Genomic DNA, 24,189 nt, shown 5'->3' with positions numbered 1-24,189 from the left:
TCAGAATTCACGAAACGAGGCGCAGATGAACCATTTTCCCATCTTCCTGAACACCGCAGGTCGTCGGATCGTGCTGTCGGGTGGCGGCGATGCCGCTCTGGCGAAACTGCGCCTGCTGATGAAGACAACGGCGCATATCTCGGTCTTTGCGCCCGACGCCGACGATCAGATCAAGAACTGGGCCGCCGAGGGTAAGCTGCGCCTGATCGACCGTGCGATGGAGCCGGGCGATGCGATGTGTGCCGCCCTGTTCTATGCTGCCGACGAGGACGCCACCGAGGACAAGCGCACAGCCGCCATCGCCCATGCGGACGGCGCGCTGGTCAACATCGTCGACAATCTGGCTGACAGCCAGTTCATCACCCCCGCCATCGTGGACCGTGATCCTGTCACTGTCGCCATCGGCACCGAAGGGGCCGCCCCCGTGCTGGCCCGCGCCATCAAGGCCGACCTTGAAGAGCGTTTGCCCACGTCGCTGGGCACGCTGGCGCGGATCGGCAAGGCGTTTCGCAAGGCGGCTGACGCCCTGCCCTTTGGCCGTGCGCGCCGGGACTTCTGGCGTGACTACTATTTCAATGCAGGTCCCAAGGCAGTGGCCGAAAGTGTCGAGGCCGTGCAGCCCGCGCTGGACAACCTGCTGGCCGATCACCTGCTGCGCGAGACGCGCCGCGGCCACGTTGCCTTTGTCGGGGCGGGCCCCGGTGATCCCGAACTGTTGACGTTGAAAGCGCGCAAGGCGCTGGATGAGGCGGATGTGGTGATTTACGACCGCCTGATTTCCAAGGAGATCCTCGAACTGGCCCGCCGCGAGGCAACCATGATTGACGTGGGCAAGGAAGCCTTTGGCCCCTCGACCCCGCAAGAGGTCATCAACGAACTGATCGTGGAGCATGGCCTCAAAGGCGCGCAGGTCGTGCGTCTGAAGTCCGGCGACGCCACTGTGTTTGGTCGTCTGGACGAAGAGATCGATGCCGTGACGGGCGCGAATGTCGACTATCACATCGTGCCGGGTATCACGGCAGCCTCTGCGGCCGTCGCCTCTATCGGTCAGTCGCTGACGCGGCGGGGCCGCAATTCGTCGGTGCGCTTCCTCACGGGTCATGACACGCGTGGCTTTGCCGATCACGACTGGCGCGCGCTGGCGCAGCCCGGCGAAGTGGCCGCGGTCTATATGGGCAAGAAATCGGCGCGGTTCATCCAAGGAAGGTTGCTGATGCACGGGATTGATCCGGCCACGCCGGTGACGTTTGTTGAGAATGCCAGCCGTGCGGATCAGCAGGTCCTGTCCACCACCGTAGCCGAGATGGAGCCGACCCTGAGCCGCGCCGGTCTGGGCGGCCCTGCCCTGACCTTTATCGGTCTCGCCCCGCGCGCGGCGCTGGCCGCCATCCCCGAGATTCCCATGCCCCAAATTCAGGAGGCGCACTGATGCCCAAGGCTTTCACCCCCAAAGTGGTCACCGCCAATCATTTGCTCGCAGGCGACGTGATTTACCAGACTGCAACGGGCTGGACCCGCCGGCTGGACGAGGCCGAGGTGCTGACCGATGAGGCCGATGCCGATCTGCGTCTGATCGAGGCCTCGCAGCAGGTTGATGTGGTTGTGGGCGCCTATCTGGCCGATGTGGCCGTGACGGACGGCGTGCCCGCCCCCACTCATTTCCGCGAAACATTCCGGGCCACCGGTCCCAGCAACTATGCCCATGGCAAGCAAGTGGAGCTGCAATAATGTACAGCTATTCCGAGTTCGACACCGCGTTTCTTGCGGAACGCAACCGCCAGTTCCGCGCGCAGGTCGAGCGCCGCATCGCAGGTGCCCTGACCGAGGACGAGTTCAAGCCGCTGCGCCTGATGAACGGTCTCTATCTGCAACTGCACGCCTATATGCTGCGCGTGGCCATCCCCTATGGCACGCTGGACAGCGCCAAGATGCGCAAGCTGGCCGAGATCGCAGAGCGCTGGGACAAGGGCTATGGCCACTTCACCACGCGCCAGAACATCCAGTACAACTGGCCCGAGTTGAAGGACGTGCCGGACATGCTGGACGCGCTGGCCGAGGTGGGCATGCACGCCATCCAGACCTCTGGCAACACGATCCGCAACGTGACCGCCGACCATTTCGCAGGGGCCGCAGCGGACGAGATTGCCGACCCGCGCCCCGTGGCCGAGCTGATGCGCCAGTGGTCTACCGACCACCCCGAGTTCCAGTTCATGCCCCGCAAGTTCAAGATCGCCATCACCGGCTCGCCCAACGACCGTGCTGTGACCAAGGCCCATGACATCGGCATCCGCATGGTCACCCGTGACGGGCAACGCGGCTACGAGATCATCGTGGGTGGTGGCCTGGGCCGGACGCCGATGATCGGCAAGGTCATCACCGACTTCCTGCCCGAAGCGGACCTGCTGCCGTACCTCGAAGCGGTCGTGTCCGTCTGGAACCAGATCGGCCGCCGCGACAACAAGTACAAGGCGCGCATCAAGATCACCGTGCACGAGCACGGCATCGACGAAATCCGTCGCCTGGTCGAAGAACGGTTTGTGGAAACGCGCAAGACCTTCTCGGGCGTGGATGTCCAGATGCTGCGCGAGATCGAAGAGCACTTTGCCGCTCCCGCGTTCAAGACTGCGTCCGAGGCACCGTTCAAGGACGCCTATCACAACGACCCCGTTTTCCGCAGCTGGGCCGACACCAACCTGACCGCCCACAAGGCGCCGGGTTACAAGATCGTGTCGATCTCGCTCAAGAAACACGGGGCCACACCCGGTGACGCCAGCGCGGACCAGATGCGCCTGATGGCCGATCTGGCGCAAGACTACGGCCACGACGAATTGCGCATCAGCCACGAACAGAACGTGATCCTGCCCCATGTGCACGTGTCCGACCTGCCCGCGCTGCACGCGCGCCTCAAGGACGCGGACCTCGCCACCGCCAATATCGGCCTGATCAGCGACATCATCGCCTGCCCCGGCATGGACTATTGCGCGCTGGCCACGGCCCGCTCGATCCCCATCGCCCAGGAGATCGCCACAGCCTTTGATGACCTCAAACGCGAGCACGAGATCGGCGCGCTCAAGATCAAGATCTCGGGCTGCATCAACGCCTGTGGCCACCACCATGTGGGCCATATCGGCATCCTCGGCCTCGACCGCGCAGGCGTCGAAAACTACCAGATCACGCTGGGCGGCGATCACACCGAAACGGCTGCCGTCGGCGACCGCGTCGGCCCCGGCTTTTCCGCGGACGAGATCGTCCCGGCGGTGGAACGGATCGTGGACACCTATCTCGACCTGCGCAGCGACGCGGACGAGACATTCCTCGACACCTACCGGCGCACGGGCCTCGCCCCGTTCAAGTCCGCCCTCTACCCCGAGACCAAGGTTGCCGCGGAATAGGGTCTGATGCTTCATTGTTCCCCAAATATGCACGGCCCGACGCAGCCCGAGGCGCATGTGATGGTCAGCGCGCTGAACGCGAAACTGACCCATCACGGCGCCACGGATGTGCTGCGCGCGGCCTTTGACGCGGTGCCGGACATCGCACTCGTGTCCAGCTTTGGCGCGGAATCGGTGGTGCTGTTGCATCTGGCGGCGATGGTGCGGCGGGACGTGCCGGTGATCTTTATCGACACCGAGATGCTCTTTGCCGAGACGCTGGTGTACCAGCAGGACGTGGCCGAACGGCTGCGGCTGGAAAACGTGACCGTGATCCGCGCGCAGGACATTGTGGTACAGGACCCGGACGGCACATTGCACCGGCGTGACACCGATGCGTGCTGCGCGCTGCGCAAGACGCGGCCTCTGCAACAGGCGCTGGCGCCTTACGGCGGCTGGATCACCGGGCGCAAACGCTACCAATCCGGCACACGCGCGCGTCTCGAATTCTTTGAGGTCGAGGACGACACGGGCCGGATCAAGGTCAATCCGCTGGCCCGCTGGGCCCCTGCGGATGTGGCCGAGTATATGGACGAAAACCGCCTGCCCCGGCATCCGCTGGTGGCGCGGGGCTATCCCAGCATCGGCTGCGCGCCCTGCACCTCGCCAGTGGCACGAGGTGAAGACCCCCGCGCCGGACGCTGGCGCGATACGGACAAGGACGAATGTGGCATCCATTTTGTGAATGGCAGAATGGTGCGCGTAGGAGAAAGCAAATGACAATTATTGTGACGGATCAGGGCTTTGGCCCCGACACATGGGATCGCGGTTACACGCCCTTGGGCGAGGCCGCCAATGACGCCGTGGCCCTTGATGTGCCCAGCGACGCCGACCCCGATCAGATCCCGCTGAGCGCGGAGATCATCCGCGTGGATTTCCCCAGCTTTGCCGACGGGCGCGGGTTTACCATTGCGCGGATGCTGCGGTTGCGCGGCTTTCGGGGCCGTTTGCGGGCGCGGGGGCACGTGATTTCGGATCAATACGCGATGGCGCGCCGGTCCGGGTTCGACGAGGTCGAGATCGCCCAGGCTCTGGCCGCCCGCCAGCCCGAAGACCAGTGGACGTTCCGCGCCGATTGGCAGAACCACGACTATCAGGCGCGTCTGCGCGGGCAGTCGAACCACTAGCCTGCGTTGACACGGATCAAGGCGCGCGACCATTTGCGCCCTTATCCCCGCGACAAAATCCTTCCCAAAGAGAGAGGCGCAGGTGTAAACCTGCGTTGACATAGTTATGACCGAGCAAACACCTGTGAACCAAGCCAGCGCCGTCAAGGCGACCCCCGCCCTGCCCGATGCCCAGACCGTGACGCAGGTCACGCACTGGACCGACCGTCTGTTTTCCTTCCGCGTGACGCGGCCTGCGTCGCTGCGGTTCCGGTCGGGCGAGTTCGTGATGATCGGCCTGATGGGCGAGCCACATCCCGAGACCGGCAAGCAAAAGCCGCTGCTGCGCGCCTACTCCATCGCCTCGCCCAGCTGGGACGAGGAGTTGGAGTTCTATTCGATCAAGGTGCCCGACGGCCCGCTGACCTCGCGGTTGCAGCACATCAAGGTGGGCGAAGAGATCATTCTGCGCCCCAAGCCCGTGGGAACCTTGGTGCATGACGCGTTGTTGCCGGGCAAGCGGCTGTGGTTCTTTGCCACCGGTACCGGTTTTGCGCCTTTTGCCTCGCTCTTGCGCGAGCCGCAGACCTATGAGGATTATGACGAGGTCATCATCACGCACACCTGCCGCGAGGTGGGCGAGCTGGAATATGGTGCCAAGCTGATCGAGGATCTGAAGTCGGACGCGCTGTTGAACGAGTTGATCGGCGATGGCTTCTGGAAGAAGATCAAGTATTACCCCACCACCACCCGCGAAGAGAGCCCCAAGATGGGCCGCATCACCGATCTGATGAAGTCGGGCGAGGCCTTTGCCGATCTGGGCGTGCCGCCGCTGAACCCTGACACGGACCGCGCGATGATCTGTGGCAACCTGGCGTTCAACCTGGAACTCAAGGCGATGTTCGAGGCGTATGGTCTGGAAGAAGGCGCCAATTCCAAACCCGCCCATTACGTGGTGGAGAAGGCATTCCTCGACTGATCCTGCCTTCAATCGCAGATCAAAAAAGGCCGGAGGCGACATGCGCTCCGGCCTTTTTCGTATGCAGGGTGTGGCCGGAGGGTATGGCCCCCCGGCCCCGCGCGGGTCAGAGGCCCATCGCGTCTTTCAGCTGATCCAGAAGACCCTTGAGGACTTCGGGATTGTCCTGGGCCTGTTCGATCCCCGCCTTGAGCGTCGTTTTCTGGATCGCGTTCAGAGCGTCGGAGTTGTCGATCATGTCGGTCACCTTGGTCAGGTCGAACCCGTCCACGGTCAGCAGATCCGCCAGACCGCCTGTCGCGGTTTCGGTCCCTTCGGCGGCTGTTTCGGCGGCCTCGGCGATGGCGTCATTGCCACCTTCCTGCACCAGCGTGTCGACCGTGTTGGTCGCAGGCTCGGCCGTTTCAGTCGCGGCCTCGGTGGTTTCGGTGACGGCATCTGTCGCCGCCTCGGTGGCATCCGCACCCGCATCCGCTGCTGCGGCGGCGGCGTTTTGGTCCACTTCGGTCACTGCTTCGGCAGCATCAGTCGCCGTATCCGTAGCCGCATCTGCCGCGTCGCTGGCTGCGTCCGTGGTTGCATCGACCGCATCTGTTGCGGCGTCCGTGGTCGCATCCACGGCGTCAGTTGCAGTATCGGCCACGGCATCAGCCGTGTCACTGGCCGCGTCTGCGGTCGCATCAACCGCCTCGTCCGCTGTCTCAACGGCGGCGTCGGCTGCGTCTGCGGTCGCATCAGCTGCATCACTGGCGGTGTCAGCCACGGCATCTGCGGTGTCGCTGGCCGCGTCCGCGGTCGCATCAACCGCCTCGTCCGCTGTCTCAACGGCGGCGTCTGCGGCGTCTGCGGTCGCATCAGCCGCATCACTGGCGGTGTCAGCCACGGCATCTGCGGTGTCGCTGGCCGCGTCTGCGGTGGCATCAACCGCCTCGTCCGCAGTCTCAACGGCGGCGTCGGCGGCGTCTGCGGTCGCATCAGCCGCATCACTGGCGGTGTCAGCCACGGCATCTGCGGTGTCGCTGGCCGCGTCCGCCGTGGCATCAACGGCATCACCCGCCGTGCCCGTCACCGCATCCACCGCGTCGCTCGCAGCATCGGCAACGGCATCGACGGCATTTTCACCGGTCTCGACCAGTGCCTGGCCAGCATCAGTTGCGGCGTCCACGGCCGCGTCAACCGCGTCACCGGCTGCGGCAGCGGCGTCCTCGGCGGTTTCGGCAACCGCATCAACCGCGCTGCCCACGGCATCCGTTGCCGCATCAACCGCACCGGCCACGGTGTCGGTCGTGGCGTCAGCCGCGGCACCGACGGCGTCGCTTGCGCTCTCCAGAGCGGCGGGCGCATTCACGGCCTCGGCGGCATCCGTCACCGCCTCTTGCGGCGTTTTGCCGGAAAAGAGCAGATACGCCCCGCCCAGCACAACCGCAGCAACCACGATCCAGATCAGATTTTTCATTTTGATGTCCCCTTTTATGTCGGACCAACGCACAGAGCGCGTGATGAGTTCCAAGGGGTCAGATGCGCGTCGGAAACAAAAGGTGCAAGGGGGAAAATCCGCGATTTCGGCGCAGTATGGCCGATTTCGAGGGTTGAAGACGGCGCGGTCTAGGGCTAGGTTTTGGCCTCAATTTCCGGAAATGATCCAAGGACAACCACCATCGCTCGCAGACCCCACAACGCGCCGCCTCAACGTGACACCGGCCCGCGCGTCAATGACAAGATCCGTGCCCCAGAAATCCGCCTGATTGGCGCCGACGGCGAAAATGTCGGCGTTGTGTCCCCCGCCCGCGCCATGGACATGGCCGACGAGGCCGGACTGGACCTGGTGGAAATTTCGCCAAACGCCAATCCGCCCGTGTGCAAGATCATGGATTTCGGCAAGTTCAAGTATGAACAGCAAAAGCGCGAGAGCGAAGCCCGCAAGAAACAGAAGATCATCGAGATCAAAGAGGTCAAGTTCCGGCCCAATACCGACACCAATGACTATGATGTCAAGATGCGCAACGTGTTCAAGTTCCTTGAAAACGGCGACAAGGTAAAGGTGACGCTGCGGTTCCGGGGGCGCGAGATGGCGCACCAGAACCTTGGCCGCGAGCTGTTGGAACGGGTGGCCGAGGACACCAAGGAACACGGCAAGGTCGAGAACTTTCCCAAGATGGAAGGTCGCCAGATGGTCATGCTGATCGGCCCGCTGCCCGCCAAGGGGTAACGCAAATACTCCGTGATCCAAGGGCGTTGCAATTGCAGCGCCCTTTGTTGTTGCCCGGTTCATCCCCTGGCACATGACGACGCCGTGATCCGTATACGGCGTTCGTCGGGCGGCCTTGACGGCGCGTCTGGTGCGCTAGAATAAGAGACTGTTACCGCTCACAGCTCTTTTGGAGGTCCCATGCCCGCATTCGCCAAATATCCCAGCCTTGATGGCGCATCAGTCCTGATCACCGGCGGGGCCTCGGGCATTGGGCGACTGACGGTCGAGGCCTTTGCCGAGCAAGGTGCACGGGTTGGATTTCTGGACCGGGACGCGGATGCCTCGGCAGAGGTGAGCGCGGTGACGGGTGCGGCCCACGCCCTGTGCGATCTGCGCGATATCGAGGCCACGCGCGCCGCCATTGCCACGCTGGCCGAAAAGGTCGGCCCCTTCACCGTTCTGGTCAACAATGCCGCGCGCGACGACCGCCATGACTGGCGCGAGGTGACGCCGGAATACTGGGACGAGCGGATGCAGACGAACCTGCGCCACATGTTCTTTGCCATTCAGGCGGTGGCACCGGGCATGATGGATGCCGGCGGCGGATCGATCGTCAATCTCGGCTCGAATTCCTGGTGGGAAGCGGGCGGCGGTTTCCCGGCCTACACGACGGCCAAGGCGGCGGTGCACGGCCTGACCCGCACCATGGCCCGCGATCTGGGCAACCACCGCATCCGGGTGAACACGGTTGTGCCGGGCTGGATCATGACGGACCGGCAGAAGGAACTGTGGGCCACGCCAGAGGCGCTGGAGGCGCACCGCGCGCGGCAATGCCTGCCCGACCTGATCGACCCCGTCTATGTGGCGCGGATGGTGCTGTGGCTGGCGTCGGACGACAGCGCGATGTGTACGGCCAATAACTTCATGGTCGAAGCGGGGTCGATCTAGGGCAAGTCGACACCGAAATGTCGGGCAAGCGAGAACGCTGTCAACACGTCTCCAAAAGCTGCTGCTCCTCTGCAAACAGTGATGTCGAAGGTCTTGCTGTGTTGTTTTGTGCAATGCGCCAAGCTATCGCCAGGCATTCGCAACCCGTCCAAGCGGCGTTTGATCCCAGCAGATTGAAAATCCATGACCTCAACGTCGTCCGGCAGCAAAGGCACCGATCAGGCAACAAATTTCCTCATATCTTCGGTCATTCGGTCCAGACAAGCGAGGATGGGCCCACTTTGGGGCTGTTCGCAAAAATTCCCAGCAATCACCAAACAATGGCTTTGCATCGGACCGCGTATGATATCTTCCAAGTCGTCGACGGCGCGGACACAGGCCACGACATCGGCGCGAGGCGGGTCCTTGTCCTTTGCAGCCAACGGCCCCCCGAAAAACAAAAGGGCCGCCATCAGGCAGCCCTTCCACAGATATGTCACGGACCCGATCACGCCGCTGCCGCAACCGCCCGTTTGGTCATCACCGCGCACAGATGTGCCCGGTAGGCGTCGGTGCCATGCAGATCGCTGATCATGTCATCGCCGCTCAGGGACAATCCGTCGATGGCATCCGCAGAGAAGTTAGCGGACAGCGCCGCCTCAGCCTCGGCCCAGCGGAATACGCCGTCATTGCTGGCCCCGGTGATCGCCACGCGCACGCCATCTGCGAATTTCGCCACATAGACCCCCACCAGCGCAAAGCGCGAGGCGGGTTGCACGAACTTCTGGTAGTTCGCCTTTTCCGGAACCGGGAACCGGACCTCGGTGATGATTTCGCCCTCGTCCAGCGCGGTGGTGAACATGCCCTGGAAATAGTCGTCGGCTGCAATCTCGCGGCTGTTGGTGACAATGGTGGCACCCGACGCAAGTGCAGCCGCGGGATAGCAGGCGGAGGGGTCATTGTTGGCGAGGCTGCCGCCGATGGTCCCACGGTTGCGCACCGCCGGATCCCCGATATGGGCCGCCGTGGATGCCAGCGCCGGGTAGGCCCCAGCCTCTGCTGCCACGGTGGCATGGCACGTGGCCCCACCGATACACAGCGCACCGTCGTCGCCGGTGCACACACCCTGCATCTCGGAAATGCCCTTGAGGCTCACCAGTTTTGTCGGGCTCGCCAGCCGCTGCTTGAGCGTGGGGATCAGGGTCTGCCCGCCGCCCAGCGCCTGTGCGTCCTCTTCTCCCAGTGCCGCAACTGCATCCGCAACTGAACTGGGTTTTGCAAATTCGAAGTTATACATCTTCAGGTCCTTCTTCTCGGCAACATGATCCTTGTCATCTTGCCAAATAAACTCCGGGGGTCCGGGGGCTGGCCCCCGGTCCTGCCCTTTCCATTCAGCCGTTCATCGCCGCCCAGACACGATCCGGCGACAGGGGCATGTCCACATGGGTCACGTCCTTGCCCGCCGATTGCAGCGCATCGACCACCGCATTCACCACCGCAGGGGGCGACCCGATAGCACCCGCCTCGCCGCAGCCCTTGACCCCAAGCGGGTTGTGGGTGCACGGCGTCTGGCAGGAATGATCCACCGAGAACATCGGCAGGTCATCGGCACGCGGCATCGCATAGTCCATGTAGGACGCGCTCAGCAACTGGCCGTTCTCGTCATAGGCACAGTTCTCGAGCAGCGCCTGCCCGATCCCCTGCGCCAGACCGCCATGGACCTGACCCGTCACAATCATCGGATTGATGATGTTGCCAAAGTCATCTGCGGCCGCAAAGCGTTCGATACTGACCTTGCCGGTGTCGGGATCCACTTCAACTTCACAGGCGTAAGCCCCTGACGGGTATGTGAAATTCGACGGATCATAGAAGGCCGTCTCTTCCAGCCCCGGCTCGATATCCTCGAGCGGATAGTTGTGCGGCACGTAAGCGGCGAGGGTCACATCCCCCCAGGCCACGGACTTGTCCGTGCCCGCAACCGAGAACGCGCCGTCCTTCAGCTCGATATCCGTCTCTGAGGCTTCGAGCAGGTGCGAGGCGATCTTTTTGGCCTTGTTGATGATCTTTTCCGTCGCACGGACCATGGCCGAGCCGCCGACCGCAATCGACCGCGAGCCATAGGTCCCCATGCCCATCGGCACCTTCGACGTGTCGCCATGCACGATCTCGATCATGCTCTCATCAATACCGATCATCTCGGCCACCACTTGCGCAAAGGACGTCTCGTGCCCCTGCCCGTGGGAATGCGACCCGGTCATCACGACAAGGCCGCCAGTGGCATTCACCCGCACGGTGGCACTTTCATACAAGCCAGCCCGCGCGCCCAGCTGCCCCACGAGGTTCGACGGCGCGATGCCGCAGGCCTCAATATAGCAGTTCACGCCCAAGCCCCGCAGCTTGCCGTTTTTCTCGCTTTCGGCACGGCGCGCGGCGAAACCGGCGAAATCGCCCATCTCTTCGAGCTTGTCCATTGTCGCGTGGTAATCCCCGGTGTCATATTCGACCGCCACGGGCGTGGCATAGGGGAATTCGGTGATGAAATTCTGGCGACGCAGCGCGATAGGATCAACACCCAGCTCGCGCGCGGCCTTGTCCACCACACGCTCCAACTGGAACGTCGCCTCGGGGCGGCCTGCCCCGCGATAGGCGTCCACCGGCACAGTGTTGGTGAACACCGCCTTGACGTTCACATAGATCAGCGGGGTCTTGTAGTTCCCCGCCATCAGCGTGCCGTGCAGCCATGTGGGCACGGAGGGCGCAAAGGTCGACAGATAGGCCCCCATGTTGGCATGGGTTTCCGTACGGATCGCGGTAAAATTGTTGTCCGCATCCAGCGCCAGTTCGATCTTGGTCACGTGGTCGCGCCCATGGGCGTCCGAGATGAACGCCTCGGAGCGGGACGAGGTCCACTTGACCGGACGGTTGCAGGCCTTGGCCGCAAAGGTGCAAAACGCTTCTTCCTGATAGTGGAAGATCTTGGTGCCGAACCCGCCGCCCACATCGGGGGCCACGACGCGCAACTTGTGCTCCGGGATGCCCAGAACAAACGCGCCCATCAACAGACGGATCACATGCGGGTTCTGCGACGTGGTATAAAGCGTGTGCTCATCCGTGCCGCGGGCATACTCGCCCACGGCGACACGCGGCTCCATCGGGTTGGCGACAAGGCGGTTGTTGACCAGCTCCAGCGAGGTGACGTGTGCCGCCTCGTCAAAGGCCTTGTTCACGGCGTCCTTGTTTTCCTCGACAAAGCCCCAGTCGTAGCAGAGGTTGCTCGTCAGATCGTCATGCACCTTGGTCGCCCCGTCCTTGAGCGCGTCCTTCATGTTCACAACGGCGGGCAGTTCGGCAATGTCCACGGAGATCGCCTCGGCGGCGTCACGGGCCTCGGCCAGGGTCTCGGCGACCACGGCGGCGATGGGTTCACCCACATGGCGCACCTTGCCCTGCGCCAGCACGGGGTGCGCCGGTTCCTGCATCGGATCGCCGTGCCTGTCGGTCACTTGCCAGCCGCAAGGAATGGAGCCCACGCCCTCGAAATCCGCGCCGGTAAAGACCTTGACCACGCCGGGCATGGCTTCGGCGGCACTGGTGTCGACGCTGGTGATGGTGCCATGGGCAATGTCAGAGCGCAGAAAGAACACATGCGCCTGCCCGTGGATGTTGATGTCGTCAGTGTAATTGCCGGCCCCTGTCAGAAACCGTACGTCCTCGCGCCGCTTGCTGCTGGCGCCGATGCCTCCGTCTTTTGGCATGTCATTCCTCCCTGATGTCGCGACACGGGGTGTGCCCCGCCTTGTTTTCCCGCCCGTCGCCCGATCTTCTTTCGGCCAAAAATATCCCGGGGGGTGCGGGGGGCTGGCCCCCCGTCTGTTCTCACTTGAACGCGGGCCTATTCCGCCGCGATCGCGCCGACGTCCTGACCGGATGCGGCCATGATCGCCTTGACGATATTGTGGTATCCGGTGCAGCGGCAGATATTGCCTTCGAGATATTCCCGCACGTCGCTTTCGGACGGTTTCGGGTTGTCCTTGAGCAGCGCCGCCGCCGACATCACCATGCCCGGCGTGCAAAATCCGCATTGCAGCCCGTGGTGGTCCTGAAACGCCTGTTGGATCACGTTGAGCGATCCGTCCGCATTGGCCTGCCCTTCGATCGTGGCGACATCCGCGCCATCGGCCTCGGCCGCCAGCATCGTGCAGCTTTTGACCGCGACACCGTCCACGTGGACCACGCAGGCCCCGCATTGCGAGGTGTCGCATCCCACATGTGTGCCGGTCAGTTTCAACTGGTCTCGCAGGAAAGACGACAGCAACGTGCGCCCCTCAATCTCGCCAGACGCAGCTTTTCCGTTCACGGTCATGGTGACCTGTGCCATGGCATCCTCCCTTTTGGCATTCTTGTTTGACCCGAGTTAAGCATGCAGACCTGCAGTTGAGAACAGAAATCTTTGCCCATCCGCCGATTTCGCAAGATCATGCAGGCGTTTAAGGTGCGTGGCGCGGGCGCGGGCGGGTCGGGATTTCCTTGAGCAGGCCGCCCACCCCCATGGCCGCGATGTCGGATGCCGAAAGCGGGATCCCGCAGATCAGCCGTTCGAGCACCCAGTCCGCCCCGTTCAGCGCGGGCGACCGCGCGCAGCCCGGCAATCCGATCACCGGCTTGCCCGACACCGCGCCGAAAAACAACAGGTTGCCCGGATCGACCGGCATGCCAAAGGCGGTGACGGTTCCGCCTGCGGCGCGCAGGGCTTGCGGCGCCACGTCGCGCGTGTCCGAGGTGGCCGAGGCCGTCAGGATCAGCACCACATCCTCGGTCGTGGCCGCGATGGCATCCGCCAGCGCGCGCGTTTGATGGGCCACAACGCAGCGCGGGCCAAGCGTCACGCCCAACCGGTCCAGCCGCCCGGCCATGGCGTCGCGCCCCTTTGCGGGCGGCACCTGCCCGCCCACCCGGCTTTCGATCAGCCGCGCGCTGGTGACCGTGGGGGCTGCGATGCGCAGTGCGCCTGCCGCCTGGGCACAGGCCCGGTCCAGGTCTGCCGCCGCCACGCCATAGGCGATGATCTTGATCGTGGCGACCATGGTGCCCGCCTCGACCCGGTGAAACGGGGCCACGGTGGCCAGCGTGATCATCGGATCCACCCCGTTGATCCCCGCCACGCGGGCCGCATCGACGCACGCCACCCCCGGTCCGGTGGCATAGAGGTTCACGCGCCCCGCACCCGCACCCGCGATCCGCAGGCCCTGCCCACCCGGATCAGGCACAATGGCACGGGCCAGCGCCTCCGCGGCGCGGTTTTCCTCGACATCGCCGGGCTCCAGCCGCGCCACCACAAGGGTCTCGTGCCCTGCGGCGCGCAGGTCCCGCACCTGCGCAGGTCCCAGCACCGTTCCCTTGGGCACGCGGGCCGTGCGGCCGGGCATGGAATGGGCAAGGATCGCGCCCTCGGCCTCCGCCGCCGGGACCGGTCCAAAGATCATGCGGGCCGCCGCAGCGTCTGGATCATCTGCGCTAGGATCGACACCGCAATTTCCGACGGGCTGGCCGCGCCGATATCAAGGCCCACCGGGCCCTTGATCCGCGCGATATCCCCCGCGCCGAACCCCGCCGCCTCAAGCCTTTCGCGCCGTTTGGCATGGGTGCGTGTCGATCCCAGCGCCCCGATATAAAACGCGCCGGACCTGAGTCCCAGATGCAGCGCCGGGTCGTCCAGCTTGGGGTCGTGCGTCAGCAGAACCAGCGCCGTACGGGTATCCAGCCCCACCTGCGCCAGCGCCTCGTCGGGCCAGTCATTGATCACTGTCTCACCGGGAAAGCGCGCCTGCGCGCCAAAGGCTGCGCGCGGATCAATCACCACCGGATCAAAACCCGCAATCCGCGCCATGGGTACCAGCGCCTGCGCGATGTGCACAGCGCCCACAATCGCCAGCCGCAAGGGCGGATTGTGGATGGCCACAAAGGTCCGCCCGTCCTCTTCGACGCCGCTGCGGTCCGCGGCAAACCGTGCTGCGTGGCCGTCATGGTCCAGACGGCGGTCCCAGCTTTGCACATCGACCACATAGGCCGCAGGCCGCCGCGCGGCCCGCGCGGCCACCAGATCCTCCAGCATCGCCAGAGGCATCGCCGCGCCCACCGGCTCCACCAGCACCTTGATCGTGCCGCCGCAGGCCAGCCCGACGGCAAAGGCGTCATCATCGCTGACCCCATATTCCAACAGCCGCGGCGCCCCATCCTCGAGCGCATCCATCGCCTCGATGACCACGGCCCCCTCGACGCAGCCGCCCGAGACCGAGCCCATCATCTCGCCCGTGCCCGACACCACCAGCTGCGCGCCCGCACGGCGCGGCGCGCTGCCCCATGTCTGCACCACCGTGGCCAGCGCGGCACCCTGCCCCGCCTGCACCCAGTTCAGCGCCTGTTCCGGCGCACCGTCGATTGATGACATGTGTTTGTGCCTCCTGCCCCAGACCGGCCTCGTGTCCGTGCCGCCCGGAAACCTAGCGCCAGCGCCTTGCCGGACACAAGGCCAAGCTGGCGCAGGTGCGCATGTGCACGGCAAACGCTTGCGCGCCCCCGCGCACCGCCCTACATCTGTGCCAAGCACAGCCGGAGACACGCCCCATGCCGATGCAAGCCCAGGAAATCGAGGATCTGATCCGCGAAAGCTTTCCCGATGCCCAGATCACCATCACGGACCTTGCCGGAGACGGAAACCACTACTCCGCCGAGGTGATCGATGCGTCCTTTGCGGGCATGAACCGGGTGCAGCAGCACCGCGCAGTGACCAAGGCGCTCAAGGGCAAGATGGACGGCAGCCATGGCGAATTGCACGCGCTGGCCCTGACCACCAAGGCGCCTGCGTGACCCTGCTCTGGCAAATCCTGTCCGCGCCGTTCCGGCGTGGGCCGCGCCGGCCACTGGCCGCGCGCCGCCCGGACCGCCGGGCCATGGGGCAGGAACAGTCCGTGCCGCTCGGCATGGAAGCGACCGATCTGGCGCTGATCGACCGGGTGAACCGCAAGAATGACGCGCTGGAACGCGTGACCATGCCCCGCACCGGGCAAAGCCGCAGCCTCAGCGGGCTGGCCGGGGCCAGCACCCATATCGACCCGATGCCCGAGGACGAAACCTATGCCGCGCGCTACCACCGTGCGCACAACAAGAAAGACAGCTGACATGAGCAACGCAAACGACCGCATCTCTGAAACCATCACGTCAAACGATGTGGTGCTTTATATGAAAGGCACAAAATCCATGCCGCAATGCGGCTTTTCCAGCCGGGTGGCGGGTGTGCTGAACTACATGGGCGTCGATTTCGCCGATGTGAACGTGCTGGCCGATGAAGAGATCCGGCAGGGCATCAAGGATTTCTCCGACTGGCCCACGATCCCGCAGCTTTACGTCAAGGGCGAGTTTGTCGGCGGCTGCGACATCATCACCGAAATGACCCTGTCAGGCGAGCTGGACACGCTCTTTGACGACAACGGCGTGACCTATGACAAGGACGCGGCAGACAAGATCCGGGAAGCCAACGGCTGAGCCTGGCCGCGCGCACGGACCACGTGCGCGCCAGGAATGGAACAAGGCGCGCCCCACCGGGCGCGCCTTTCCTTTGGATCAAGCCGGGCCGCGGGAACTAGCGGGTCTTTTCCTCGATATCGGCGGCCAACGCCTCGGCGCGGGCGGCGAGTTCGGCCAGCGTGTCCGTCACCGCATCGGGGATCACCGGCACCTCGATCCGCTCCGGCTCCGGCGCGCCCATGGTGCGCAGCCCCTCCAGCTCCGCCTCGCGTTCGGCCAGTTGCGCCTGCACCTCCGCGATCTTGTCCTCGACGCTTGCGGTCTTGTCGGCCAGCATCAGCCCCGCCATTAACAGCATCCGCGCCTCGGGCATGCGGCCCGCCTGATCGGCCAGCACCTGCGCCTCGTCGTCCAGCATCTTGGCCGCGGCATGCAGATAGCTTTCCTCGCCTTCCTGGCAGGCCACGCCGAACTGGCGTCCACCGATGGAAATCGTCACCTCGGGCATCAGGCATCCTCCTCTTCGTCGGGCATCTCCAGCTGGTCCAGCAGCGGCGTCAGCGCGCCGATGATGCTGCTGGCCTCGGCCACGTCTGCTGCCCGCGTCGCGCGCAGTGCTTCCAGCTCGGCCATCATCGCCTTGTTGATCAGGTGCGGCTCGCCCACCCCTTCTTCGTTGGCGGCGCGCAGGGCCATGTTCGACTCGCGCAGTTGGTCGTTGGACTTGCGCAGCCGTTGCAGTTCAAGATCCAGCTCCGCCACGCGCGCCTGCGCCTGGGATGCGGCCGCCTCGGCCGCTGCGGCGGCACCGGCCTGCTGATCCGACAGTTTGCGCACGCGTTCCTGCAATTGCGCATTGGCCAGCTTTTCGTCCTCCAGCGCCGCCTGCAACGCGTCAGCATCCGCGTTGCTGGTGGATCCAACCGCGCCCAGACCGGTGGAGATCCGGTCCATGGCCGCGGTGAGCCGCTGTTGCAGGGTGTCAATCTCGCTCATCTTGGTGCCTGTTCCATTCTGTTTGTCGGGCGCATGGGCCCGCACCTTGTCCTGTTTTCGACCCCGCCCGCGCGAATCGTTTCGTGGGCCGGTTGCATTGCAGTCTAGCCAATGCCCGGCGCAAATGCGCCCCCCCTTTGTGATCAACCACTTGCGGGGCGGCGTTGATGTGCCGCCGGGCCCCTGCGCCCGGCAACGGTGCAGATCGCCTTGATCTTTGGGGTTTGGCTGTTATTCAGCCTCAAACGCATATTGCCCAAAGGACGTCACGCCGTGGATCTGACAGCACTTCGCACCGCCCATCCGGACCACTGGTCCAAAGCCACTGCCATCCGCGCGCTGACGCTGGATGCCGTCGCCGCCGCCAATTCGGGCCATTCCGGCATGCCGATGGGCATGGCCGACGTGGCCACCGTCCTGTTCGAAAAGCACCTGAAATTCGACGCCTCCGCCCCCAACTGGCCCGACCGCGACCGGTTCATCCTGTCGGCAGGGCATGGCTCCATGCTGCTCTATTCGCTGCTGCACCTGACGGGCTACGAAGACATGACGCTCCAGCAGATCAAGGATTTCCGCCAGTGGGGGGCAATCACGGCGGGTCATCCGGAATACGGCCACGCCACGGGCATCGAGACGACGACCGGCCCCTTGGGTCAGGGCATCGCCAACTCGGTAGGATTTGCCATGGCCGAAGAAATCCTGCGCGCGCAGTACGGGCGCAAGGTTGTCGATCACTTTACTTACGTCATCGCGGGTGACGGCTGCCTGATGGAGGGTGTCAGCCAAGAAGCGATCACGCTGGCGGGCCGCCACCAGCTGTCGAAACTGATCGTGTTCTGGGACAACAACAACATCACAATCGACGGCCCCGTCACGCTGGCCGACACGACCGACCAGCCGCAGCGCTTTAAATCCGCAGGCTGGGCCGTGATCGAAATCGACGGCCATGATCCCGAGGCCATCGACGCGGCCATCGCCAAGGCCAAGACCCAGAAAAAGCCCACCATGATCGCCTGCAAGACCCATATCGCGCTGGGTCACGCCGCACAGGACACGTCCAAAGGCCACGGCGCGCTGACCGATGCGGATCAGATGGCCGCGGCCAAGGCCGCCTATGGCTGGACCACCGGCCCGTTCGACGTGCCCGCCGACATCAAATCCGCATGGGAGGCTATCGGCGCCCGTGGCGCGGAGGCCCGCACCGAATGGGAGGCGCGCTTTGCCGGATTGTCGTCGAACAAGCAGAACGAATTCAACCGCGTGATCGCGCGGGACGTGCCCAAGAAACTGTCGGCCACCGTCAAGGCGTTCAAGAAACAGATGAGCGAGGCCGCGCCCAAGCTGGCCACGCGTGCGGCGTCCGAAAAGACGCTGGAAGTGCTGAACCCCGTGATGCGCGAAACCGTGGGCGGGTCGGCGGACCTGACCGGATCGAACAACACCAAGACATCCGATCTGGGCGTGTTCGACACCGACAATCGCGGCGGGCGCTATGTGTATTGGGGCGTGCGCGAACACGGCATGGCCGCGGCGATGAACGGCATGGCGCTGCACGGGGGCCTGCGCCCCTATGGCGGCACGTTCATGTGCTTCACCGACTATGCCCGCCCGGCGATGCGGCTGGCGGCACTGATGAAGATCCCCACAGTGTTCGTCATGACCCATGACAGCATCGGCCTGGGCGAAGACGGCCCGACCCACCAGCCGGTGGAGCATCTGGCGATCAGCCGCGCGACACCGAACACCCACGTGTTCCGCCCCGCCGACGCGGTGGAAACCGCAGAGGCCTGGGAATTGGCGCTGTCGTCCAAGGACACGCCTGCGGTCCTGTCGCTGACCCGTCAGGGCCTGCCCACGGTGCGGACTGAACACAAGCTCAAGAACCTGAGCGCGCAGGGCGCCTATGTGCTGGCCGAGGCCACGGGCAAACGTCAGGTGATCCTGATCGCGACCGGGTCCGAAGTCTCCATCGCCCTTGAGGCGCGGGCCACGCTGGAAGAGGCCGGGATCGGCTGCCGGGTGGTGTCGATGCCGTGCATGGAGCTCTTTGCCCAGCAGGACGAAGCCTATCGCCGCAAGGTACTGCCCGCGGGCCCGGTGCGCATCGGCATCGAGGCCGCCGTGCGCCAAGGTTGGGACCAGTGGTTGCTGGGCGAGCGTGGCAAGGCGAACAAGGCCGATTTCGTCGGCATGGACGATTTCGGCGCCTCCGCCCCGGCCGGCACCCTGTTCGAGAAATTCGGCATCACTGCCGCGGCCGTGGTCGAGAAGGCCAAGGCGCTGCTCTGACGGCGCATATGGGGCCTCCGCCTTGCGGGGGCCTGCCCCATTGAGACAGGTGACATGACCGACACCCCCGACGCATCGTCAAAGTTTCAGGACAGCCTGCCGGTGTCATCCGATGCGCTGATGCGGCAGTTGGAGGCGTGGGGCATTGCGTTCACGCGCCATGACCACGTGCCGCTGCGCACGGTCGAGGATTCAAAGAAAGTGCAGGACATGTTCCTGCCGTCTGACGCGGGCGGCGGGCATATCAAGAACCTCTATCTGCGCGACAATAAGAAACGCAATCTGCTGGTCGTGGCCGAGCAGGACCGCAAGATCGACCTCAAGGCGCTGCATCAGATGCTGGGCACGGGGCGGTTGTCGTTCGGGTCGGCGGATCGGTTGATGGAGCATCTGGGCGTGCGCCCCGGCGCGGTCACGCCGCTGGCGATGATCACCGGCGCCAAGACGGGCGTGCAGTTGTTCATTGACGCAGGCCTGCGCGAGTGCACACAGATCTACCCCCACCCGCTGGTCAATGACCGCACGCTGGGCATGACCGTCGCGGGGCTGGAGACGTTTTTCGAAAAGGTCGGCGTGTCACCCACCTGGGTGACACTTTAGCGATTTATGCAGCCTTGGGGGCAAAGGCGCGCCAGATGGGCGTGATCACCTTTTCGCCCACTGGGATCAGCGCGGTGCCGATGGCAAGCCCCAGAAGTCCGTTGAGCGTCGCCTTGACCAGCCACTTCACAAAGCCTGCGGCCTCGCCAAACGCGCCGCTGATGCCAGAGGCTGCGCCATAGATCAGGTCCTCGGGGCCGTGCACGCCCATTTGCGCCAGACCGTGCACGATGATCTCGCCACCAACCCAGAGCATGGCGGCGGTGCCGATGACCATCAGCGCCTTCATGAAGCCCGGCATGACCTTGACGATGCCACGCCCCAGCGCCCGTGTCAGACCCAGACGCCCGCGTGCGGCCATGGCAAGGCCCGCATCATCCGCCTTGACGATCAGCGCGACCGATCCGTAGACCGCGATGGTGATCATGATTGCGACAGCCGCAAGCGTCGCCGCCTCCATCCAGAAATTGCTTTCGGGGATGTTGGACAGGGCGATTGTCATGATCTCGGCTGACAGGATAAAGTCGGTCTTGATGGCGCCGCGGGCCTTTTGCTCCTCGAGATGGGCGGGATCTTCGACCACGTCGGCCTTGCCCTCGTAATCCTCGTGACCGTGGCCCCAACCCAGCGCATGGGCGACCTTTTCGGCCCCTTCGAAACACAGGTACGCCCCGCCCAGCATCAAAAGCGGCGGAATGGCCCAGGGCGCAAAGGCCGACAGGGCCAGCCCCACGGGCAACAGGAACACGAGCTTGTTCTTGAACGAGCCCTTGGCGATGCGCCAGATGATCGGCAATTCGCGGTCGGCGGAGAACCCTTGGACATATTTCGGCGTCACAGCGGCGTCATCGATGACCGCCCCGGCCGCCTTGGCCCCGGCCTTGGCCGCCTGTCCGATCACATCATCCACCGATGCCGCGGCGACCTTGGCGATTCCCGCCACGTCGTCCAGCAATGCCAAAAGTCCGCTCATCTCGCCGGCTCCTTAACCCTGTCCATGTACGTTAGCGCATAACACCATCAAAAGGTTCCGCATACTGTTAGCGCCAACTGTATACCGATTGCCACGTTTATCGCTAACACTTTGTTTTTCCGCGCCTTTAAGGGTTCTCATGCCGCGGTGCGGCAGCTATCACGCCCCTGACACATAGGCTGCCGTTGCGGAAGGACCATCATCATGACAATCAAAGTTGGCATCAATGGGTTTGGGCGCATCGGACGTTGCACGCTGAACCACATCGCGACATCGATGCGCAATGACATCGACGTGGTGGCGGTGAACGCCACGGGCCCGCTGGAAACCGCGGCGCATCTGATGAAATACGACAGCATTCATGGCCGTTTCCCGCACGAGATCACCGTGTCCAACAACACGATGGACCTGGGCCGCGGGCCGATCCGGATGATGTCGACCTATGACATGAACGCGCTGGACTGGGATGGCGTGGACGTGGTGCTGGAATGCACGGGCAAGTTCAACGACGGCGAAAAGGCCAAGGTGCATTTCGAGCGCGGCGCGAAGAAGGTGCTGCTGTCGGCACCGGGCAAGAATGTGGACAAGACGGTTGTGTTCGGCGTGAACGATGACCTGCTGGCGGCCAATGACCGAATGATCTCGAACGGGTCGTGTACGACCAACTGTCTGGCCCCGCTGGCCAAGGTGCTGGACGAGGCGATCGGCATCGAACGCGGCGTGATGACCACGATCCACAGCTATACCGGCGACCAGCCCACGCTGGACCGCCGCCACGACGATCTCTATCGCGCGCGGTCGGCGGCCATGGCGATGATCCCCACGTCCACCGGGGCCGCCAAGGCGCTCGGAGAGGTCTTGCCCAACCTGGCGGGCAAGCTGGACGGCACCGCGATGCGCGTGCCCACGCCCAACGTGTCCGCCGTCGACCTGACATTCGAGGCGGGCCGCGATGTCACCAAGGAAGAGGTCAACGCCGCCGTGGCACAGGCCGTGCAGGGCCCGATTGGCCGGGTCCTGGCCTATGATGACGAACAGAAGGTCAGCATCGATTTCAACCACACCGAACATTCGTCGATCTTTGCCCCCGATCAGACCAAGGTTGTCGGCAACCGGCTGGTGCGGGTGCTGGCGTGGTACGACAATGAATGGGCGTTTTCGGCGCGCATGGCGGACGTGGCCGTTGCGATGGGTCGGCTCGGCTGATCCTTTCGCCGCGCTTGCAAGGTTTGGGCAGGGCTGTCACAACGGCCCTGCCCTTTTTGCTGTTCAGGCCGTGTTCCGCCATGACAAATTTCAATGCCCTCGTCCTTGGCCTGCTGATTGTCGGCGCGATCACCGTGGATGTCATGCTCTATGGGTCTGAACACCTTGTGTTCCTGGGCAAGAAGTTCGCAGAATTCCTCGAATGGATCGCCTTCTGGCGATAAAGTCGCACCGGCTGGCCCGCCTGCCCGGTTGACAAATCGGCGCGCATGGCTTTGTTAGCGGTAACGGCGACGGGCGGTAAGACGCGCGTGGCCTCGGACAGCTATCTGACACACAATGTGGGAGAGACCACCATGGCCATCAAAGTCGCTATCAACGGATTTGGCCGCATCGGCCGCAACGTATTGCGCGCGATCGTGGAAAGCGGGCGGACAGACATCGAAGTCGTCGCCATCAACGACCTCGGCCCGGTGGAGACCAACGCCCACCTGCTGCAATATGACAGCGTGCACGGCCGGTTCCCGGTGCAGGTCAAGACATCCGCAGACAGCATCGACGTGGGCCACGGCCCCATCAAGGTGACCGCAGAGCGCAACCCCGCCGACCTGCCCTGGGGCCATGTGGACATCGTGCTGGAATGCACCGGCATCTTCACCTCCAAGGACGCCTGCCAGGCGCATCTGGAAAACGGATCGTCCCGTGTTCTGATCTCGGCCCCTGGCAAGGATGCGGACAAGACCATCGTTTACGGCGTGAACCACGACACCCTGTCGGGCAATGATGTGATCGTGTCGAACGCGTCCTGCACCACCAACTGCCTGACGCCGGTGGCCAAGGTGCTGCACGACCAGTTCGGCATCAAACGCGGGTTCATGACCACCGTGCACAGCTATACCGGCGATCAGCCGACGCTGGACACGATGCACAAGGACCTCTACCGCGCGCGCGCGGCAGCCCTGTCGATGATCCCCACCTCGACCGGCGCGGCCAAGGCCGTGGGTCTGGTGATGCCCGAGCTGAACGGCAAGCTGGACGGTGTGGCCATCCGCGTGCCCACGCCCAACGTGTCTTGCGTGGACCTGACCGTCGAAGTGGACGGTGACGTGACCATCGAGCAGATCAACGCCGCCATGAGCGCCGCCGCAGCCTCCGGCCCTCTCAAGGGTGTGCTGGGTGTGACGGACGCGAAACTGGTGTCGATGGATTTCAACCACGACCCGCATTCGTCGATCTTTGCCACCGACCAGACCAAGGTGATGGACGGCAACATGGTCCGTATCCTCAGCTGGTATGACAACGAATGGGGTTTCTCGAACCGCATGGGCGATACGGCGGTCGAGATGGGCAAGTATCTGTAACCGCAGAACGAATTTGTTTGATCAGGGCGCCACTTGGGCGCCCTTTTTCGGTCGGCCTCTCTTGGGTCTTGCCCGTCGCGCGCCCATATATGTCGCAGGCAGAACAGGAGACGACATGACGCCGGACATTATGTTTACCCGGTTGACAGAGGTCGACCCGGTCGAGATCGCCCAGCACATGTCCGATCCGCGCGTTGCAGAGCATATGCCACTGTTGACCGGTGCGTGGGACGTGGGGACAGCCAAGGCTTTTGTCACCGCAAAAGAGGCATGCTGGGCCCGCGATGGGCTGGGTCACTGGGCCTTTTTGTCCGGTGGAGCATATGTCGGCTGGGGCGGATTTCAGAAAGAGGCGGAAGAGTGGGACTTCGGCCTGGTTCTGCGCCCGGACGCGTTTGGACTGGGCGCGCGCGTTCTGCGCAAGGCGATGGATTTTGCCAAGGCCGACGCGCGGATCCCCTATGTCACCTTCCTGCTGCCGCCGTCGCGCAAGAATCTGCGCGCACTTGACCGGCTTGGGGCCTTGTCTGCCGGCACGGTCGACTACGATGGTGCGGCATTTCTAAAATACCGGCTGGACACCGCAGACGCAGACTGACCGCGGCG

The 24,189-nt window shown here is 64.1% G+C and carries 26 protein-coding genes; 17 read left to right on the top strand and 9 right to left on the bottom strand.

The genetic code is table 11. The features are described 5' to 3' along the window. Positions 1 to 25: 25 nt before the first annotated feature. The 6 genes from cysG to Q0949_RS20260 all read left to right on the top strand — a co-directional run bounded on the left by cysG (position 26) and on the right by Q0949_RS20260 (position 5,516). Positions 26 to 1,429 (top strand): siroheme synthase CysG, encoded by a 1,404-nt coding sequence (gene cysG, locus Q0949_RS20285; RefSeq protein ID WP_299376824.1) that lies wholly within the window; start codon positions 26 to 28, stop codon positions 1,427 to 1,429. Next, entirely contained in the window at positions 1,429 to 1,728 is a 300-nt protein-coding gene (locus Q0949_RS20280; protein ID WP_299376822.1) for a DUF2849 domain-containing protein, read from the top strand. Before cysG ends, Q0949_RS20280 begins: the two co-directional genes overlap by 1 nt. Next, complete coding sequence (locus tag Q0949_RS20275) at positions 1,728 to 3,392, top strand: nitrite/sulfite reductase (RefSeq protein WP_299376820.1); 1,665 nt, start codon at positions 1,728 to 1,730, stop codon at positions 3,390 to 3,392. The genes Q0949_RS20280 and Q0949_RS20275 overlap by 1 nt, the downstream gene beginning before the upstream one ends. 27 nt (positions 3,393 to 3,419) lie before the next feature. Beyond that, a complete protein-coding gene (locus Q0949_RS20270) occupies positions 3,420 to 4,151 on the top strand; it encodes a phosphoadenylyl-sulfate reductase (RefSeq protein WP_299376817.1) in 732 nt (243 codons plus the stop codon). Then, on the top strand, positions 4,148 to 4,558 hold the full coding sequence (locus tag Q0949_RS20265; RefSeq protein ID WP_299376815.1) for a DUF934 domain-containing protein: 411 nt from the start codon (positions 4,148 to 4,150) through the stop codon (positions 4,556 to 4,558). Before Q0949_RS20270 ends, Q0949_RS20265 begins: the two co-directional genes overlap by 4 nt. Positions 4,559 to 4,664: 106 nt before the next feature. Next, positions 4,665 to 5,516 (top strand): ferredoxin--NADP reductase, encoded by an 852-nt coding sequence (locus Q0949_RS20260; protein WP_299376813.1) that lies wholly within the window; start codon positions 4,665 to 4,667, stop codon positions 5,514 to 5,516. Between the two features lie 106 nt (positions 5,517 to 5,622). Here Q0949_RS20260 and Q0949_RS20255 read toward each other — a convergent pair whose 3' ends face one another. Continuing rightward, positions 5,623 to 6,972: a hypothetical protein gene (locus Q0949_RS20255; protein ID WP_299376812.1), complete on the bottom strand. Its 1,350-nt coding sequence runs from the start codon at positions 6,970 to 6,972 to the stop codon at positions 5,623 to 5,625. Positions 6,973 to 7,173: 201 nt separating this feature from the next. Here Q0949_RS20255 and infC point away from each other — a divergent pair, with 201 nt between their 5' ends. Then, positions 7,174 to 7,725: a translation initiation factor IF-3 gene (infC, locus tag Q0949_RS20250; RefSeq protein ID WP_299376928.1), complete on the top strand. Its 552-nt coding sequence runs from the start codon at positions 7,174 to 7,176 to the stop codon at positions 7,723 to 7,725. Between the two features lie 180 nt (positions 7,726 to 7,905). After that, entirely contained in the window at positions 7,906 to 8,655 is a 750-nt protein-coding gene (locus Q0949_RS20245; protein WP_299376810.1) for an SDR family oxidoreductase, read from the top strand. Positions 8,656 to 9,142: 487 nt separating this feature from the next. Here Q0949_RS20245 and Q0949_RS20240 read toward each other — a convergent pair whose 3' ends face one another. The 5 genes from Q0949_RS20240 to Q0949_RS20220 all read right to left on the bottom strand — a co-directional run bounded on the left by Q0949_RS20240 (position 9,143) and on the right by Q0949_RS20220 (position 15,082). Continuing rightward, the gene (locus Q0949_RS20240) at positions 9,143 to 9,931 is read right to left on the bottom strand and encodes a xanthine dehydrogenase family protein subunit M (protein WP_299376808.1); all 789 of its coding nucleotides are present in this window, start codon (positions 9,929 to 9,931) and stop codon (positions 9,143 to 9,145) included. 94 nt (positions 9,932 to 10,025) lie between these two features. Further along, positions 10,026 to 12,389, bottom strand: a complete 2,364-nt coding sequence (locus tag Q0949_RS20235) for a xanthine dehydrogenase family protein molybdopterin-binding subunit (protein WP_299376806.1) — start codon at positions 12,387 to 12,389, stop codon at positions 10,026 to 10,028. Between the two features lie 137 nt (positions 12,390 to 12,526). Next, complete coding sequence (locus Q0949_RS20230; RefSeq protein WP_299376804.1) at positions 12,527 to 13,012, bottom strand: (2Fe-2S)-binding protein; 486 nt, start codon at positions 13,010 to 13,012, stop codon at positions 12,527 to 12,529. 109 nt (positions 13,013 to 13,121) lie between these two features. After that, the gene (locus Q0949_RS20225) at positions 13,122 to 14,117 is read right to left on the bottom strand and encodes a molybdopterin-binding protein (protein WP_299376802.1); all 996 of its coding nucleotides are present in this window, start codon (positions 14,115 to 14,117) and stop codon (positions 13,122 to 13,124) included. Beyond that, positions 14,114 to 15,082: an XdhC family protein gene (locus Q0949_RS20220; protein ID WP_299376799.1), complete on the bottom strand. Its 969-nt coding sequence runs from the start codon at positions 15,080 to 15,082 to the stop codon at positions 14,114 to 14,116. Before Q0949_RS20220 ends, Q0949_RS20225 begins: the two co-directional genes overlap by 4 nt. Positions 15,083 to 15,258: 176 nt before the next feature. Here Q0949_RS20220 and Q0949_RS20215 point away from each other — a divergent pair, with 176 nt between their 5' ends. Genes Q0949_RS20215 through grxD form a run of 3 tightly spaced genes read left to right on the top strand, consistent with a single transcriptional unit; the run spans position 15,259 to position 16,176 of the window. After that, positions 15,259 to 15,501 (top strand): BolA/IbaG family iron-sulfur metabolism protein, encoded by a 243-nt coding sequence (locus tag Q0949_RS20215; RefSeq protein ID WP_299376797.1) that lies wholly within the window; start codon positions 15,259 to 15,261, stop codon positions 15,499 to 15,501. Continuing rightward, a complete protein-coding gene (locus Q0949_RS20210) occupies positions 15,498 to 15,812 on the top strand; it encodes a hypothetical protein (RefSeq protein WP_299376795.1) in 315 nt (104 codons plus the stop codon). Before Q0949_RS20215 ends, Q0949_RS20210 begins: the two co-directional genes overlap by 4 nt. Before the next feature lies 1 nt (position 15,813). Next, positions 15,814 to 16,176, top strand: coding sequence for a Grx4 family monothiol glutaredoxin (gene grxD, locus Q0949_RS20205; protein WP_299376793.1), 363 nt, complete (start codon positions 15,814 to 15,816; stop codon positions 16,174 to 16,176). A gap of 97 nt (positions 16,177 to 16,273) precedes the next feature. Here grxD and Q0949_RS20200 read toward each other — a convergent pair whose 3' ends face one another. Together Q0949_RS20200 and Q0949_RS20195 are read right to left on the bottom strand one after the other, a co-directional pair. Continuing rightward, the gene (locus tag Q0949_RS20200) at positions 16,274 to 16,666 is read right to left on the bottom strand and encodes a cell division protein ZapA (protein ID WP_299376791.1); all 393 of its coding nucleotides are present in this window, start codon (positions 16,664 to 16,666) and stop codon (positions 16,274 to 16,276) included. Next, complete coding sequence (locus tag Q0949_RS20195) at positions 16,666 to 17,154, bottom strand: hypothetical protein (RefSeq protein WP_299376790.1); 489 nt, start codon at positions 17,152 to 17,154, stop codon at positions 16,666 to 16,668. The genes Q0949_RS20200 and Q0949_RS20195 overlap by 1 nt, the downstream gene beginning before the upstream one ends. A 273-nt stretch (positions 17,155 to 17,427) precedes the next feature. Between Q0949_RS20195 and tkt the strand changes: the two genes are divergently transcribed. Further along, positions 17,428 to 19,443, top strand: coding sequence for a transketolase (tkt, locus tag Q0949_RS20190; protein ID WP_299376788.1), 2,016 nt, complete (start codon positions 17,428 to 17,430; stop codon positions 19,441 to 19,443). Positions 19,444 to 19,497: 54 nt separating this feature from the next. Continuing rightward, positions 19,498 to 20,043: a prolyl-tRNA synthetase associated domain-containing protein gene (locus Q0949_RS20185; RefSeq protein WP_299376786.1), complete on the top strand. Its 546-nt coding sequence runs from the start codon at positions 19,498 to 19,500 to the stop codon at positions 20,041 to 20,043. A 4-nt stretch (positions 20,044 to 20,047) separates the two neighbouring features. Here the strand turns inward: Q0949_RS20185 and Q0949_RS20180 are convergent, their stop codons facing one another. Beyond that, positions 20,048 to 21,016 carry a DUF808 domain-containing protein gene (locus tag Q0949_RS20180; RefSeq protein ID WP_299376784.1) on the bottom strand — a complete coding sequence of 323 codons (969 nt, stop codon included), beginning with the start codon at positions 21,014 to 21,016 and terminating at the stop codon, positions 20,048 to 20,050. Between the two features lie 204 nt (positions 21,017 to 21,220). Between Q0949_RS20180 and gap (Q0949_RS20175) the strand changes: the two genes are divergently transcribed. The 4 genes from gap (Q0949_RS20175) to Q0949_RS20160 all read left to right on the top strand — a co-directional run bounded on the left by gap (Q0949_RS20175) (position 21,221) and on the right by Q0949_RS20160 (position 24,181). Beyond that, positions 21,221 to 22,222 carry a type I glyceraldehyde-3-phosphate dehydrogenase gene (gap, locus tag Q0949_RS20175; RefSeq protein ID WP_299376782.1) on the top strand — a complete coding sequence of 334 codons (1,002 nt, stop codon included), beginning with the start codon at positions 21,221 to 21,223 and terminating at the stop codon, positions 22,220 to 22,222. A gap of 80 nt (positions 22,223 to 22,302) precedes the next feature. Further along, complete coding sequence (locus tag Q0949_RS20170; protein ID WP_299376779.1) at positions 22,303 to 22,446, top strand: hypothetical protein; 144 nt, start codon at positions 22,303 to 22,305, stop codon at positions 22,444 to 22,446. A 132-nt stretch (positions 22,447 to 22,578) separates the two neighbouring features. Next, positions 22,579 to 23,583: a type I glyceraldehyde-3-phosphate dehydrogenase gene (gap, locus tag Q0949_RS20165; RefSeq protein ID WP_299376926.1), complete on the top strand. Its 1,005-nt coding sequence runs from the start codon at positions 22,579 to 22,581 to the stop codon at positions 23,581 to 23,583. Positions 23,584 to 23,698: 115 nt separating this feature from the next. After that, positions 23,699 to 24,181, top strand: a complete 483-nt coding sequence (locus tag Q0949_RS20160) for a GNAT family N-acetyltransferase (protein WP_299376776.1) — start codon at positions 23,699 to 23,701, stop codon at positions 24,179 to 24,181. Positions 24,182 to 24,189 lie beyond the last annotated feature (8 nt).

The sequence above is a fragment of the uncultured Tateyamaria sp. genome (genome assembly GCF_947487805.1).
In the GTDB taxonomy this organism is placed as follows: Bacteria; Pseudomonadota; Alphaproteobacteria; order Rhodobacterales; family Rhodobacteraceae; genus Tateyamaria.
Note: the sequence above shows the minus strand (reverse complement) of the source record. Positions and strands in the feature narration are given on the sequence as shown.